Genomic DNA, 14,366 nt, shown 5'->3' with positions numbered 1-14,366 from the left:
GTCTCCTTCGAGGTCACCATGCTCCGCAAGCCTCTGCTGCTCGCCGCCAGGTCCACCGCCTGCCGCCGGATCGTCGAGCGCACTCCCGTCACCCGTGCCATGGTCCACCGGTTCGTCGCCGGCGAGGACCTGGGCACCGCACTGCCCGCGGTCGAGCGCCTGGCCGGCGACCGCCTCGTCACGCTGGACTTCCTCGGCGAGGACACCAAGGACCGCACCCAGGCCGAGGGCACCGTCCTGGCCTACGAGGACCTGCTGGCGGCCCTGGGCGAGGCCGGGCTGGGCGACCGCGCCGAGGTGTCGGTCAAGCTGTCCGCCGTCGGCCAGTTCCTGGACCGCGACGGCGAGAAGATCGCCCTGGAGAACGCCCGGCGCATCGCCGAGGCGGCCAAGGCCATCGGCACCACGGTCACCCTGGACATGGAGGACCACACCACCACCGACTCCACCCTGGGCATCCTGCGCGAGCTGCGCGAGGACTTCCCGTTCGTGGGCGCGGTGCTCCAGGCCTACCTGCGCCGCACCGAGGCCGACTGCCGCGACCTGAGCGGTGCGGGCTCCCGGGTGCGCCTGTGCAAGGGCGCCTACGACGAGCCCGAGTCGGTGGCCTTCCGCGACAAGCACGAGGTCGACAAGGCCTACGTGCGGGCCCTGCGCATCCTGATGGAGGGCGAGGGCTACCCGATGGTCGCCTCGCACGACCCGCGGATGATCGCCATCGCCGGGGAGCTGGCCGCCGCCAACGGCCGCGGCGCGGACGACTACGAGTACCAGATGCTGTACGGCATCCGCGAGGAGGAGCAGGTCCGCCTCGCCGCCGAGGGCAAGCGCATGCGCGTCTACGTCCCCTACGGCACCGAGTGGTACGGCTACTACATGCGCCGCCTGGCCGAGCGCCCCGCGAACGTGCTGTTCCTGGCGCGTGCGCTGGTCACGCGCAACTAGTTCCACACTGGTCCCACCTGGGACGACGGGGGCACGGGCCGGGGTCGAGACCCCGGCCCGTCATCGTGTTCGCCCGGGGTTCACGCGCCCCGCCCGGAGCCGTTTCCCAACGGTGACCTGCGCGCCGGAACCCCGCCGGAGTCCGGTGCGTTACCTTGTGGGCAGCAATCCACGGTTTCGAAAGGTCTTCCTGGACATGCGGATGCGCAGTTCCAACCCCGTTCTCAAGCGGGCGCTCCAGCAGGCCGGCCCGGCAGGGTACGGCCAGCAGCAGGGTCACCCCCAGCAGGGGTACGGACAGCCGTACCCGCAGCAGGGCTACCCCCAGCAGGGTTACCCCCAGCAGGGTTACCCCCAGCAGGGTTACGGCCAGCCCTACCCCCAGCAGGGCTACCCGCAGCAGGGCTACCCGGGCGGCCCCGCCCAGGGCCACGGCGAAGCCCGGATGACCATCGACGACGTCGTGGTGCGCACGGGCATGACGCTCGGCGTCGTGGCGCTCACGGCCGTCGTCAACTACTTCGTCTTCCAGGCCAACCCGGGCCTGGGCCTGGGCCTGTGGATCGCCGGCATCATCGGCGCCCTCGTCCTCGGCCTGGTCATCGCGTTCACGAACAGCACCAACCCGGTGGCCGTCCTGGCCTACGCGGCCTTCGAGGGCCTGCTCGTCGGCGGTCTGACGGCCTACCTGGCCGCCCTGCTGGTGGGCACCACCGGTGACGCGGGTGCCGGAGGCACCCTCATCACCCAGGCGGTACTGGGCACGGTCCTGGTCTTCGGCGTGATGCTGGCGCTGTACAAGTTCCGCGTCATCAAGGTCACCGACGGCTTCGCCAAGGTGGTCATGTACGCCACCCTGGGCGCCGCGGCCCTGATGCTGGTCAACTTCGTCGCGAGCTTCTTCATCAGCGGCGGCATCGGCATCCGCGAGCCCAGCCCGCTGGGCCTGGTCATCGGTCTGGTCTTCATCGTCATCGCGGCCTGCACCCTGGCCCTGGAGTTCCGGGGCATCGAGGAGGGCATCAACGCCGGTATCCCGGCCAAGTTCGCCTGGCAGTTCGCCTTCGGCCTGACCGTCTCCCTGGTCTGGCTCTACATCGAGATCCTGCGCCTGCTCTGGATCATCAAGTCGATCTTCGCCGAGTAGCCGACGGCGACCGGTCGTCCGCGGTACAGAGAAGGGCCGTTCCGGCAGTGCCGGAACGGCCCTTCGCCCGTTCGCGGAGCGGGTGCGGTCCGGGGCCGGCCTCAGGCCGACTCCGTGCTCCGCTCGCCCGCGCGGCGCGGTGCGGGGATGGAGCGGTTGCGTCGTCGTCGGTCGTACTCGGTGACGAGGGCCTGGGCGTACCACGGGGGCAGCGTGTACTCGTCGGCGAGCCAGTTGGCCCGGTCGGAGCAGCGGAGCAGGCCCGGTCCCTGGTCGAGGGCGTCGAACCACTCGTGGAGTCCGCGGCCGGTGACGGCCGGGATGCGTTCGATGAGCTTGGCGTGGACTTCCGGCGAGTGGGTTACCGGCATGGGCACCTCCGGCAGTGCGTTGGCGTTTGACGCTTACCTGCGACACTGCATCAGGATCACGGTATGGACAAGCCCCGGACACCGGCTTTTACCTTGCGCGTGCGGGAACGTTTGCCAAGGTGCCCTGGACGACCGTTACCGCCGGTGCTAAGCGGCCCCCGCACGTGTTCCGGAGTCACCTCGGGCGGCGGGGCGAAAGTCCGGAAAACGCGGAGAGGTGCGGAAAAAGCAGGAGGGGCCGGGGCGTGCGCGCCCCGGCCCCCCGCACGGGAGCGGGTCAGCTCAGGCGCTCGAAGACGGCCGCCATGCCCTGGCCGCCGCCGACGCACATGGTCTCCAGGCCGAAGGTCTTGTCGTGGAACTGGAGGCCGTTGATCAGCGTGCCGGTGATGCGGGCGCCGGTGCTGCCGAACGGGTGGCCCACCGCGATGCCGCCGCCGTTGACGTTCAGCTGCGCGTCGATGTCCACGCCCAGCTGGTCGGCGGAGGGCAGGACCTGGGCGGCGAACGCCTCGTTGATCTCGACCAGGTCGATGTCGCCGATCGCCATGTTGGCGCGGGCCAGGGCCTGCTTGGAGGCCTCGACCGGGCCCAGGCCCATGATCTCCGGGCTCAGGCCGGTGACGCCGGTGGACACGATGCGGGCCAGCGGGGTCAGGCCCAGCTGCGCGGCCTTGGTGTCGCTCATGATGACCAGCGCCGAGGCGCCGTCGTTGAGCGGGCAGGCGTTGCCCGCGGTGACGGTGCCGTCGGGGCGGAACACCGGCTGGAGCTGGGAGACCTTCTCGTAGGTGGTGCCGCGGCGGATGCCGTCGTCGGTGGTGACCACGGTGCCGTCGGGCAGGGTGATCGGGACGATCTCGCGCTCCCAGAAGCCGTTGTCCAGGGACTTCTCGGCGAGGTTCTGCGAGCGGACGGCGAACTCGTCCTGGCGCTGCCGGGAGACGCCGGTGATCTGGGCGACGTTCTCGGCGGTCTGGCCCATCGCGATGTAGACGTCGGGCAGGGCGCCGTCCTCGCGCGGGTCGGTCCAGGCGGCGGTGCCGGCCTGGGTGCGCTTCTCGGTGCGGGCCTTGGCGTCGGCGAACAGCGGGTTCTCGTTCTGCGGGTTGTCGCTGCTGCCGTTGGCGAAGCGGCTCACGGCCTCCACGCCGGCGGAGATGAACACGTCGCCCTCGCCAGCCCGGATCGCGTGCAGGGCCATCCGGGTGGTCTGCAGCGAGGAGGAGCAGTAGCGGGTGATGGTGGTGCCGGGCACCGTGTCCAGGCCGAGCTGGACGGCGACCACGCGGGCCATGTTGAAGCCCTGCTCGCCGCCGGGCAGCCCGCAGCCGAGCATGAGGTCGTCGATCGAGGACGGGTCCAGCTGCGGGACCTTGGCCAGGGCGGCGCCGATGACCTGGGCGGCGAGGTCGTCGGGACGGATGTCCTTGAGCGAACCCTTGAAGGCGCGCCCGATCGGGGAACGGGCGGTGGCGACGATGACTGCTTCGGGCATGGCGGCGTCCCTATCGGAGTGGAGCTACAGGTGTGCGACCGGCGTGGTGCCGGACGCGGCAGATCTTGTTACCAGCCAGTAAACCCGGAGGTCGCCCTCCCGCGCCACCCGGGGTCGTCCTTGTCCGTGATCTCACCGATCCCCGGGTTCGGGCCGCGGGGCCTCGGCGGGGACCCCCGCGTCCGCGGGGACCCGCGCCCGGTCGGCGGAGGGGCCCCACAGGCCGGCCAGCGGCCGGCGGACCAGGGCCGACCAGCGGCCCCGCCGCCCCTGCGCGGGGTCGCCGGCGGCGGACACCTCGGTGCCGGGGTTCTCCGCGGCGACCACGGCGGCCCGGTCCACCGGCAGGATGCCCGCGGCCGGCAGCGCGGCCGGTTCCGGGAGCAGCCCCAGCGCCGTGCACACCGACGGCAGCACCGCGAACGCCGCCTGGGCGTAGCCGCGCGCCGACGGGTGGAACCGGTCGGGGCCGAACATGAGCGAGGGGTCGGTCCGGAACTCGTCGGCCAGCAGGTCGCTCAAGGAGACCGTGCGGCCGCCCGCCTCGGTGACGGCGATGGTCTGGGCGGCCGCCAGCTGGCGCGAGGCCCGCCGCGCCACCGAGCGCAGCGGCCACCCGATGGGGCGCACCGTGCCCAGGTCCGGGCAGGTCGCCACCACCACCGCCGTCCCCCGGTCCGTCAGGCTCCGCACGACGTCGCGCAGGTCGGACACCGCGTCGCTGGGCCGCACCCGGCGGATGACGTCGTTGGCGCCGATGAACACCACCGCCACGTCGTAGCGGGTGCCCTCGGCCAGCGCCCCGGACCGCTCCGCCTGCCCGGCCAGGGTGGCCGAGGTGGCGCCCGGGAACGCGGTGCAGCGCAGCCGCACCGGCCGGTCGGCGGCGTTGGACAGGCCGGTCGCCAGCATCACCGAGGGGGTCTGGGCCGCGGTCTGGACGGCGAACCCCGCCGCGGTGGAGTCGCCCATCATGAGCATGCGGATCGGCGGCCCCTCGCCCTGGCCGTGCAGCCCGTTGACGACGGGCCTCTCCCACTCGGTGACCCCCACCGCCCGGCGGGCCAGCCGGGCCTGGAGGTAGAGGAGGGCCAGCGTTCCCGCGCCCACCAGGGTGAGCCCGCCGCCACCGAACGCGGTGGCCGCGGCTATCCGCCGTGCGCGTGCGGCTCGCAGCATCGGGACGACCTCCGCGGCGTCGGGCCTCCGACCCGCGCCCCTGCGCGGCGGGCCGGTCGGACCATCGAGGCTACCGGCGGGGGGAGGCCTGGTCACGTACCCCCGCGGAACAGCGTCCGAACCCCGGGGTGAGCACGGCCGAACCCGGGGGCCACGGCCCCGTCCGGACCGGGACCGGCCGAGCGCGCGGAACCCGCTGATGGGGGCGTTAGAGTCGGGTGGGAACGGGCCGGACCGGCCCTGTGGCCCCCGGGCCTGCGCCATCGGGGGCGCGAGTCGAACGGCGGGCCGGAACCCGGTCGCCACGATGCAAGGGAGCATGAAGTGCGGGTATACGACTCACTGATCGACCTGGTGGGGAACACCCCGCTCGTCCGGCTGCGGAAGGTGACCGAGGGCCTGGGGCCGAACGCCCCCACGGTGGTGGCCAAGGTCGAGTACTTCAACCCGGGCGGCTCGGTGAAGGACCGCATCGCCCTGCGCATGGTCGAGGCCGCCGAGAAGAGCGGCGAGCTCAGGCCGGGCGGCACCATCGTGGAGCCGACCTCCGGCAACACCGGCATCGGCCTGGCGATGGTCGCCCAGGAGAAGGGCTACCGCTGCGTCTTCGTCTGCCCGGACAAGGTGGGCCCGGACAAGCTCTCGGTGCTGCGCGCCTACGGGGCCGAGGTCGTGGTGTGCCCGACCACGGTCGCCCCCGAGCACCCGGAGTCGTACTACTCGGTCTCGGACCGGCTGGCCCGGGAGATCCCCGGCGCGTGGAAGCCGAACCAGTACGAGAACACGAACAACCCGGAGTCGCACTACCACTCCACCGGTCCGGAGATCTGGGAGCAGACCGAGGGCCAGATCACGCACTTCGTGGCGGGCATCGGCACCGGCGGCACCATCAGCGGCACCGGCCGCTACCTCAAGGAGGTCTCCAAGGGGGCGGTGAAGATCGTGGGCGCCGACCCGGAGGGCTCGGTGTACTCGGGCGGCTCGGGCCGCCCGTACCTGGTGGAGGGCGTCGGCGAGGACATCTGGCCGGGCACCTACGACACCGGGATCTGCGACGAGATCGTGGCGGTCAGCGACAAGGACTCGTTCCTGATGACGCGCCGCCTGGCCCGCGAGGAGGCCCTGCTGGTGGGCGGCTCCTGCGGCCTGGCCGTGGAGGCGGCGCTGCGGGTGGCCCGCGACGCCGGGCCCGACGACGTGATCGTGGTGCTGCTGCCCGACGGCGGGCGCGGCTACCTGGGCAAGATCTTCAACGACGAGTGGATGTCCGACTACGGCTTCCTGTCCGCCGACACGGAGGGGGCCACCGCGGGCGAGGTGCTGGCCGCCAAGGGCGGGGAGCTGCCCGACTTCGTGCACACGCACCCGGAGGAGACCGTCGGCACGGCGGTCGCGATCATGCGCGAGTACGGGGTCTCCCAGCTGCCGGTCATGAAGGAGGAGCCGCCGGTGATGGCGGCCGAGGTGGTGGGCTCCCTCGCCGAGCGCGACGTCCTGGACGCCCTGTTCGACGGCCGGGCGCAGCTGGACGACCGGGTGGAGGCGCACATGGGCCGCCCGCTGGCCACGGTGGGCACCGGCACGCCGGTGGCCGACTGCGTGCGGCTGCTGCGCACGTCGGGCGCCCTGGTGGTGCTGCGCGACGGCAAGCCCGTGGGCATTCTCACCCGGCAGGACCTGCTGGCCCACCTGTCGAACTGACGGGCCGGACACGGCACCGCGGGCCCGGACCGCGCTCGGAACCGAGCGTTGTTCGGGCCCCGGTGCGAACGGAACGGACATCGGGGCGCATACTCGAACACTGCTAATGTTCGCGGCGAGGCTACTGGCAGGTAACACATGGGAGCTCGCGTGTCGCGGCTGTTGTCCTGGATCATCCGTTCGCTCTGGTCGTACGCGCGCGGTCACGCGGAGATCCGCTCCGGTTCCCGTGCCGCGCGCAGGTTCGCGCGCTTCGGCGACGGCTCCGCCATCGCCTTCCCCACGGCCACGCTCTACGGCGAGCCCTGGATCGAGATCGGCGCCTTCACGGTGCTGGGCGGGGACATGACCCTGGCCGCCGGGATGGGCCCCGACTACGACCTGGGCCCGGGCACGGTCGTGCGGATCGGCTCGGGGTGCGCCATCGGGCGCGGCTCCCACATCGTCGCCCACAAGTCGATCGACATCGGCGACCACGTGTACACCGGCCCCTACGTGTACATCACCGACCAGAACCACTCCTACGCCAACACCGAGATCCCGGTCGGCCTCCAGTGGCCGGTCGACGACCCGGTGAGCATCGGTGCGGGCACCTGGATCGGCGCGAACGCGGTGATCCTGCCCGGCGTCCACCTGGGCCGCAACTGCGTGGTGGCGGCCGGGACGGTCGTGCGGCCGGGCACCTACCCCGACCACGCGGTCGTCGCGGGCGTCCCGGGCAGGGTCGTGCGCACCTACGAGCCCGAGCTGGGCTGGCGTCCGCCGCTGCGCGACACGGGCACGCCCACCCGCGTGCCCACCCCCGCCGCCGGGCCGCTGCCCGGCGCCCCGGAGGAGCCCCCGCAGCCGGGCACCCCCACCCGCTTCCCGCCGGTCTGACCCCCGGTTCCGGGCCGTGTCCCGGTCCGTCCCGCGGGCGATCGGTCGCCCCCGGTTCCGGGCCGCGGTCCGTCCCCGGTCAGGGGCCCGGTCTGACTCGGGGGCGACCGGTCGGTCGGGGTGCCGTTCGCGCAGGAGGAGGGGTCGGGGAGATCGGTCCGGTCCCGGTTCCGGGTCGTGGTCCGATCCCGGTCAGGGTTCCGGTCCGAGCCGGGGGCGATCGGCCGGCCGGGACGCCGTTCGCGCAGGAAGAGGGACTGGGGAAAACGGGTCCGGGCGGGTCCTCGGGCACTATCGTGGTGCCCATGAAGTTCGACGGATTCGAGACGCTGGCCATCCACGCGGGCCAGGAGCCCGACGCGGGCACCGGGGCCGTGGTGGTGCCGATCTACCAGACCAGCACCTACGCCCAGGACGGCGTGGGCGGGCTGCGCCGGGGCTACGAGTACTCCCGCACCGGCAACCCCACCCGGGCCGCCCTGGAGGAGTGCCTGGCCGCGCTGGAGGACGGCGTGCGCGGCCTGGCGTTCGCCTCCGGCATGGCGGCCGAGGACACCCTGCTGCGCACGGTGCTGTCCCCGGGCGACCACATCATCATCCCGGGCGACGCCTACGGCGGCACCTTCCGCCTGGTCTCCAAGGTGGTCGAGCGCTGGGGGGTCTCCTGGGACGCGGTCGACCAGACCGACACCGAGGCGGTGCGGGCGGCGGTGCGCCCGGAGACCAAGGTGATCTGGACCGAGACGCCCACCAACCCGCTGCTCAACATCACCGACATCGAGACGGTCGCGCAGATCGCCCACGACGCCGGGGCGATCCACGTCGTGGACAACACGTTCGCCTCGTCCTACCTGCAGCGGCCGCTGACCCTGGGCGCGGACGTCGTCGTCCACTCGACCACCAAGTACCTGGGCGGGCACTCCGACGTCGTCGGCGGCGCGCTCGTGGTGGCCGACGCCGAACTGGGCGAGCGGCTGGCGTTCCACCAGAACACCATGGGAGCTATTCCGGGGCCCTTCGATTCCTGGCTGACCCTGCGCGGGGTCAAGACCCTGGGCGTGCGGATGGACCGGCACAGCGCCAACGCCGAGAAGGTCGTGGCCGCGCTGGAGGGCCACCCGGCGGTGCGCAAGGTCTTCTACCCGGGTCTGGAGGGGCACCCGGGGCACAAGATCGCGGAGCGGCAGATGCGGTCCTTCGGTGGGATGGTCTCCTTCGCTCTGCGCGACGGGGAGAAGGCTGCTCTGAGGGTGTGCGAGCGTACGCAGGTCTTCACCCTGGGCGAGTCCCTGGGCGGGGTGGAGTCCCTGATCGAGCACCCGGGGCGGATGACGCACGCCTCCACCGCGGGTTCCCCGCTGGAGGTCCCGGCGGATCTGGTCCGGATCTCCGTGGGCATCGAGTCGGCTGACGACCTGGTGGCAGACCTGCTGCAGGCTCTGGAGGGCTGAGGCGCCGGCGGGCCCCTTCGGGGGGTCCGCCCGCCGGATCCGCGGCGCCCGCGGTCCTGCCGCGCGGGCTCCTCGACGACTCTGCCGGGCCCGGCGCGGCGCTCCTGCTCTGTCGACGGGGGTGGGCTGCAACGGGGTGGGCACTCCGTTGTGCCGTGCGGGGCGCTCCTGCCGTCCCGGGCTAGACCGTGGTGGGCGTACGGTCTCGCTCGGGGGCGGGTCGGGGAGCGGGGACCCGGGGGGTGTTCCCGCGCTGGGCGGGGTTGGCGAAGTGCAGGCCGACGATGAGGCTTCCGGTGCGGGAGAGGGCGCTGTTGTCGTCCTCCTCTCGGAGGGAGCGGTAGCCCCCCTTGCCGTCCTGGCGGCGGATGCCGATCGAGACGGCGAGGAAGAACCCGGCCGCCAGGGCCAGGAGGAGGCCGCCTACGGCGATGATGACGCTTGCGAACATGGGCTGTTCTCCGTTTGGGTCCGAGCTGTTCCTTATCGGTCGAGAGTGCCGCCACCCGGGGGGTGGGGCCCGGCACCGCGGGTGCGGTGTCCGTCTGCGGGCGGTTGGTGACCGGTCCTGGGGCCTCGATCGTCGCTTTTCCGTATGACCAACTGGCAGCGCCACCGTGTACTAAGGGTGGCCTTCATCTATGATGGGTTCAACAGAACCGGGCGGACTCGTTTGCTTGGTGTACCGATCACCTTGTTGGTACAAGTGAAGTTGTTCTAGTGCTACCCCCTTGAGGGCTGACTTATGCGGGCAGAAAGCAGATATCGACAGATCGCCCGGGCGCTGCGGCGGGAGATCAGGGAGGGGAGCCTGCCCCTCGGCGGGCAGCTGCCCTCGGAGAAGCAGCTCGAAGAGCGTTTCAGCGCCTCCCGCAACACCGTCAGGCTGGCGCTGGGCATGCTCCGCAACCAGGGGCTGATCGTCAGCCGCCCCGGCCGCGGCCACTTCGTGCAGGACGTCGTCCCCGAGACCTTCCACGCCAACCGCTCCAAGGGCGCCGACGGGTTCAACGAGTCCAACATGGCCGGGCAGACCCTGGAGGAGCTCCAGCTCCTCAGCGCCAACGCCGACCTCGCCAGCCGGCTGCGCGTCCCCGAGGGCGACATGACGGTGGTCCGGCGCATGTACCGCTTCTCCGGCGAGATCTCCGGGTCCATCAGCTCGGCGTTCTACCCGATGGACCTGGTCCAGGGGACGCCCCTCATGCTGCCCGAGGACGTGGAGAGCGGCCTGTCGGTCATGGCCGAACACGGCCACCGGCAGGTCGGGTTCGTGGACGAGCTGGAGACCCGGATGCCCAGCCCCAGCGAGGCCGCCCAGCTGGAGCTGCCCCCCGGGGTGCCGGTGCTGTGGGTCCACCGCACCGACCTCTCCGAGGAGCGGCCGATCCGGGTGGTCGAGACCGTCTACGCCGGTCACAGCATCCGCTACCAGTACGAGCACGGTGACATCAGTGCCTACCACCGCGACTGACCCGCGCGCCCGGCGCGCGCCCGCCGCCCCGGGGCGGGCGTTCCGGTGGTACGCCGGCCCCTCCGCGGGGGAGAACCCGGGACGGGGTCCGTCCGTTGACGGGGAAAGGCCGCCCGCTTCGCGCAGGCGGCCCCCCGCGGCCGACGGCGGCCGGGCGGACGGGACGTAAGGACACGCATGAGCACGTCGAAGAAGACGGTGGTCGCCGATCACCTGCGCGAGGCCCTCTCCCGCGGCGACTTCAAACCGGGCGAGCGGCTACCGGGCGAGGAGGAGCTCGCCGAGCAGTTCGGCGTCTCCCGGGCCACCGCCCGGCTGGGCATGCGCATCCTCCAGGACGAGGGGGTCATCGACATCCAGGCGGGGCGCGGCGCGTTCGTCGCCGACCACCGGCCCATCGTCCACCTGGCCACCCCGGTCTCCGGCGGCACCGACTCCGAGCGCTTCGAGGACGGCTACCAGCCGCACCTGCGCGAGGCCGGGTACGACCTGATCGAGCAGCAGATCAAGGTCAGCCTCGACACCATGCGGCCGCGGGTGGCCAAGCGCCTGCGCTGGGCCGGCGAGGAGCAGGGGCCCAACGGCGGCCTGGTGGTCATCCGCTCCTGCGACCGGTTCGTGGAGGGCGGCCTCTGGCAGTCCCAGGTCACCTTCTTCCCCTTCACCATCGCCAGCAACACCCCCCTCATGTCCCCCCAGCACCTGGAGCAGGGCGTCACCTCCGTGCTGCGCGACCTGGGGTACCGGGAGGAGTGGAACTGGGACATCGTGGGCGCCCGCATGCCGTCCCAGGACGAGGCGGACTCCTTCAACCTGGGCCCGGGCATCCCGCTGCTCGTCCACGAGCGGGTCGTCTACGACGGCGACCGCCCGTTGCGGTTCACCGAGACGATCATGCCCGCCAACCGCCACCAGCTGCTGTACTCCGGCGGCGACGCTCCGGAGGAGCTGCTGCTCATGGCCTCGGACGTCAACATCTTCGAGCGCTGAAACGCACGTGCAGAAGCATGTGAGCCCGGCTCATGCACGCGGCCACGGCCGCCCGCCGAGGTAGGAGTCCAGCAGCAGGGGCGCCAGGGCCTCCGCGTCGGCGGCGACCGCGTCCACGCCGCGCCGCCGCACCACCAGGTCGCGGAAGGCGCGCAGCCGCGGGTCGTCGGAGAGCAGGAAGAACGTCACCCGCGCCCCCTCCCGCACCGCGGCGTCCAGCTCGGCGACCGTCACCTCCGCGGTGCGCGGGCTCGCCGGCCAGGAGAACCGGGCGTCGCCGTCCTCTCCCAGGTGGGCGGTGGGCTCCCCGTCGGTGACCACCAGGACGCGGTGGGCCAGGCCGGGGTGGCGCCTGCGGTACGCGCGCGCCAGCCGCAGCGCGTGGTGCAGGTTGGTGCCGGGCACCCGGCCCCACGGGTGGGCGACCAGCTCGGCGGGATCCGTCTCGCGGGCGGTCTCGCCGAACCCCACCCACTGCACCCGGTCGCCGGGGTGGCGGCGCACCAGGGCGTCCAGCGCCAGCGCGGTGCGCACCGCGGCCTCGTGCAGGGATCGCGCCGCCATGGAGTGGGACAGGTCCACCAGCAGCGACACCGCCCACCCGGAGGACGGCTCGGTCTGCGCCGACCGCAGGTCCCGTGCCCGCAGCGCGGCGGTGTCGGCGGGGTCGGCGGCCCGGCGCAGCATCGCCCGGCGCATGCTGGCCACCGCGTCCAGCGGCCGGTCCGCCCGGTAGGGGACGTCGCGGCCGGTCGGGTCGGTGCCCGGATCGCCCCGCAGCCCGCCCCGGTGCGGGCCCGGGCGGGGGGCGGCGCGCGCCTCGCCCAGCGCCACCTCGGCCAGCCGCCGCAGCTCGCGCGGGCTCAGCCCGTGGTCGGCGCGGTCCAGCCGGTCCCACAGCTCACGCGCCCCGGGCCCCAGGGCGCGGCCCAGCAGGGCTCCGGGGGAGTCCAGGGCGTTCAGGGCCGACCGGTCGCCCTCCGCGTAGCGGGCCACCGCCTTCTCCACGGCCCCCACGCCGTCGTCGGCGCTGGGGGCCTGCGCGATCAGGTCGAGCAGGGCGCGGGCGGCCCCGACGGCCTCCTCGGGCGGCGGGTCGGGTTCGGCCAGGGGGTCGGGGCCTCCCATGTACTCCCGGTACCGGAACCTCACAACCACTACCTCCAGGGGTGCGCGACGACCCGTTATGTTCCCGGCTTTCAGAACCGGTAGACCCCTCCGTCGGCAACGATGTCCTTGGACAGGCGTCGTTCCAGGTAGAGGCCCTCCAGCGCGAACTCCACCACCGCCGCGGCCAGCCCGGGGGAGGCCGGGCCGTCCTCGTCCTCGGGCGCGGCGGCCGCGATCATCGCCGCCAGCCCGGGCACCGCCCCGATCCGGCGCAGCAGCTCGGCCGCCCCCACCAGGTCGCCGCTCTCCACCGTGCCGCCCGCGGTGAACCGGTCAGCCAGCGGGGCCAGGTCCACGTCCCCCAGCCGGGCGCGGAAGGTGTCGGAGACGGCCCGGCGCAGCAGCCCGAGCAGGATCGCCTCCCCGTCCTCCTCGTGGCCCATCGCGAACTCCACCTTGCCCAGCAGCGAGGGCACGGCGGAGGCCAGGTCGCACACCCGGGCCACCGGGACCTCCTCCCCGGCCAGCGCGGACCTGCGCAGGGCGGAGGCCGCCACCGTCTCCACCGCGGCGACCGCGAACCGGACCGACACGCCGGAGCGGGGGTCGACCTTGCGGGAGCCGCGGGCCAGCCTCGTGAACCGGGCGACGGCCTCCCACAGGTGCCCGGGGACCACGGTGCCGCCGGGCACCGCGGCCTCCTGGCGCAGCACCGCCAGCTCGTCGTCCAGGGTCGGCGGGTAGTGGGTGCGCACCTGGGCGCCGAACCGGTCCTTGAGCGGGGTGACGATCCGCCCCCGGTCGGTGTAGTCGTCGGGGTTGGCGCTGGCCAGCAGCAGCAGGTCGAGCGGCAGGCGCAGCGCGTACCCGCGGATCTGGAGGTCGCGCTCCTCCAGCACGTTGAACAGCGCGACCTGGGCGCGGGCGGGCAGGTCGGGCAGCTCGTTGACGCAGAACACGCCGCGGTTGGCCCGCGGCACCAGGCCGTAGTGGACGGTCTCGGGGTCCCCCAGGGAGCGGCCCTCGGCCAGGCGGGCCGGGTCGATGTCGCCGATCAGCTCGGCGGTGCCGGTGTCGGGGGTGGCGAGCTTCTCCCCGTAGCGCTCGGAGCGGTGGCGCCACACCACCGGCAGGCCGTCGCCCTCCGCGGCGGCCCGCCGCAGGCAGGAGGGGCACACCGGGGCGTAGGGGTGATCGTTCACGGAACACCCGGCGACCGCCGGGGACCACTCGTCCAACAGGCCGGCGACGGCGCGGATGAGCCGGGTCTTGCCCTGGCCCCGCTCGCCGAGCAGGACGACGTCGTGCCCGGCCAGCAGGGCCTTCTCCAGGGCGGGCAGCACGGTGGCGTCGAACCCGTGCGTCCCCGGGAAGCGCGGGAGGCCGGAGGCCATGCGGGACAGCAGGTTCGCGCGGATCTCGGCGGCCACCGTGCGGTGCTCGTGGCCGGACGCGCGCAGTCCGGCCAGGGTCCCGGGCAGTGCGGGGGGAGGCGGAGGTGTCACCCTTCAGAACCTACTCCGTCGGACGGCGGCCGATGGCGGCCGAGGCCGGTCCCGGCCGGGCTCCGCAGCGGGCTCAGGGTGGGACAATGACGGAGTGTGGCACCCGCGTCCGGCGG

General features: G+C 73.2%; 13 protein-coding genes. 7 read left to right on the top strand and 6 right to left on the bottom strand.

The window, feature by feature from the left end; translation table 11 throughout:
* Positions 1–18 precede the first annotated feature (18 nt).
* Positions 19–945, top strand: a complete 927-nt coding sequence (locus K1J57_RS04750; protein WP_220563262.1) for a proline dehydrogenase family protein — start codon at positions 19–21, stop codon at positions 943–945.
* A gap of 196 nt (positions 946–1,141) precedes the next feature.
* Positions 1,142–2,092: a Bax inhibitor-1/YccA family protein gene (locus K1J57_RS04745; RefSeq protein WP_220563261.1), complete on the top strand. Its 951-nt coding sequence runs from the start codon at positions 1,142–1,144 to the stop codon at positions 2,090–2,092.
* Positions 2,093–2,193: 101 nt separating this feature from the next.
* Here K1J57_RS04745 and K1J57_RS04740 read toward each other — a convergent pair whose 3' ends face one another.
* The 3 genes from K1J57_RS04740 to K1J57_RS04730 form a co-directional block, all read right to left on the bottom strand.
* Complete coding sequence (locus K1J57_RS04740) at positions 2,194–2,463, bottom strand: DUF4287 domain-containing protein (protein WP_220563260.1); 270 nt, start codon at positions 2,461–2,463, stop codon at positions 2,194–2,196.
* Positions 2,464–2,740: 277 nt separating this feature from the next.
* Positions 2,741–3,961: an acetyl-CoA C-acetyltransferase gene (locus K1J57_RS04735; protein ID WP_220563259.1), complete on the bottom strand. Its 1,221-nt coding sequence runs from the start codon at positions 3,959–3,961 to the stop codon at positions 2,741–2,743.
* A gap of 132 nt (positions 3,962–4,093) precedes the next feature.
* Positions 4,094–5,140: an SGNH/GDSL hydrolase family protein gene (locus K1J57_RS04730; RefSeq protein ID WP_220563258.1), complete on the bottom strand. Its 1,047-nt coding sequence runs from the start codon at positions 5,138–5,140 to the stop codon at positions 4,094–4,096.
* 324 nt (positions 5,141–5,464) lie between these two features.
* On the opposite strand from K1J57_RS04730, the gene K1J57_RS04725 reads away from it, so the two are divergent.
* The 3 genes from K1J57_RS04725 (at position 5,465) to K1J57_RS04715 (ending at position 9,171) form a co-directional block, all read left to right on the top strand.
* Positions 5,465–6,841 (top strand): cystathionine beta-synthase, encoded by a 1,377-nt coding sequence (locus K1J57_RS04725; protein ID WP_220563257.1) that lies wholly within the window; start codon positions 5,465–5,467, stop codon positions 6,839–6,841.
* A 138-nt stretch (positions 6,842–6,979) separates the two neighbouring features.
* Positions 6,980–7,720 (top strand): acyltransferase, encoded by a 741-nt coding sequence (locus tag K1J57_RS04720; RefSeq protein WP_220563256.1) that lies wholly within the window; start codon positions 6,980–6,982, stop codon positions 7,718–7,720.
* A 305-nt stretch (positions 7,721–8,025) separates the two neighbouring features.
* Positions 8,026–9,171 carry a cystathionine gamma-synthase gene (locus K1J57_RS04715; protein ID WP_220563255.1) on the top strand — a complete coding sequence of 382 codons (1,146 nt, stop codon included), beginning with the start codon at positions 8,026–8,028 and terminating at the stop codon, positions 9,169–9,171.
* A gap of 181 nt (positions 9,172–9,352) precedes the next feature.
* Here K1J57_RS04715 and K1J57_RS04710 read toward each other — a convergent pair whose 3' ends face one another.
* Positions 9,353–9,622 (bottom strand): hypothetical protein, encoded by a 270-nt coding sequence (locus K1J57_RS04710; protein ID WP_220563254.1) that lies wholly within the window; start codon positions 9,620–9,622, stop codon positions 9,353–9,355.
* Between the two features lie 294 nt (positions 9,623–9,916).
* Between K1J57_RS04710 and K1J57_RS04705 the strand changes: the two genes are divergently transcribed.
* Both K1J57_RS04705 and K1J57_RS04700 read left to right on the top strand, forming a co-directional pair.
* Positions 9,917–10,645 carry a GntR family transcriptional regulator gene (locus tag K1J57_RS04705; RefSeq protein WP_220563253.1) on the top strand — a complete coding sequence of 243 codons (729 nt, stop codon included), beginning with the start codon at positions 9,917–9,919 and terminating at the stop codon, positions 10,643–10,645.
* Positions 10,646–10,822: 177 nt separating this feature from the next.
* On the top strand, positions 10,823–11,635 hold the full coding sequence (locus tag K1J57_RS04700; protein WP_220563252.1) for a GntR family transcriptional regulator: 813 nt from the start codon (positions 10,823–10,825) through the stop codon (positions 11,633–11,635).
* Positions 11,636–11,665: 30 nt separating this feature from the next.
* Here the strand turns inward: K1J57_RS04700 and K1J57_RS04695 are convergent, their stop codons facing one another.
* Entirely contained in the window at positions 11,666–12,787 is a 1,122-nt protein-coding gene (locus K1J57_RS04695) for a hypothetical protein (RefSeq protein WP_220563251.1), read from the bottom strand.
* Positions 12,788–12,834: 47 nt separating this feature from the next.
* Positions 12,835–14,250, bottom strand: coding sequence for a sigma 54-interacting transcriptional regulator (locus K1J57_RS04690; RefSeq protein WP_220563250.1), 1,416 nt, complete (start codon positions 14,248–14,250; stop codon positions 12,835–12,837).
* Positions 14,251–14,366 lie beyond the last annotated feature (116 nt).

It is taken from the genome of Nocardiopsis sp. MT53 (assembly GCF_019598965.1).
Classification (GTDB): Bacteria; Actinomycetota; Actinomycetes; order Streptosporangiales; family Streptosporangiaceae; genus Nocardiopsis; species Nocardiopsis changdeensis.
This window is presented reverse-complemented; position numbering and strand designations above follow the sequence as displayed.

Bases quoted from the DNA above. Each gene is read 5' to 3' on its own strand.
- K1J57_RS04750 (WP_220563262.1), top strand. From the start codon at position 19: ATGCTCCGCAAGCCTCTGCTGCTCGCCGCCAGGTCCACCGCCTGCCGC.
- K1J57_RS04745 (WP_220563261.1), top strand. From the start codon at position 1,142: ATGCGGATGCGCAGTTCCAACCCCGTTCTCAAGCGGGCGCTCCAGCAG.
- K1J57_RS04740 (WP_220563260.1), bottom strand. From the start codon at position 2,463: ATGCCGGTAACCCACTCGCCGGAAGTCCACGCCAAGCTCATCGAACGC.
- K1J57_RS04735 (WP_220563259.1), bottom strand. From the start codon at position 3,961: ATGCCCGAAGCAGTCATCGTCGCCACCGCCCGTTCCCCGATCGGGCGC.
- K1J57_RS04730 (WP_220563258.1), bottom strand. From the start codon at position 5,140: ATGCTGCGAGCCGCACGCGCACGGCGGATAGCCGCGGCCACCGCGTTC.
- K1J57_RS04720 (WP_220563256.1), top strand. From the start codon at position 6,980: ATGGGAGCTCGCGTGTCGCGGCTGTTGTCCTGGATCATCCGTTCGCTC.
- K1J57_RS04715 (WP_220563255.1), top strand. From the start codon at position 8,026: ATGAAGTTCGACGGATTCGAGACGCTGGCCATCCACGCGGGCCAGGAG.
- K1J57_RS04710 (WP_220563254.1), bottom strand. From the start codon at position 9,622: ATGTTCGCAAGCGTCATCATCGCCGTAGGCGGCCTCCTCCTGGCCCTG.
- K1J57_RS04705 (WP_220563253.1), top strand. From the start codon at position 9,917: ATGCGGGCAGAAAGCAGATATCGACAGATCGCCCGGGCGCTGCGGCGG.
- K1J57_RS04700 (WP_220563252.1), top strand. From the start codon at position 10,823: ATGAGCACGTCGAAGAAGACGGTGGTCGCCGATCACCTGCGCGAGGCC.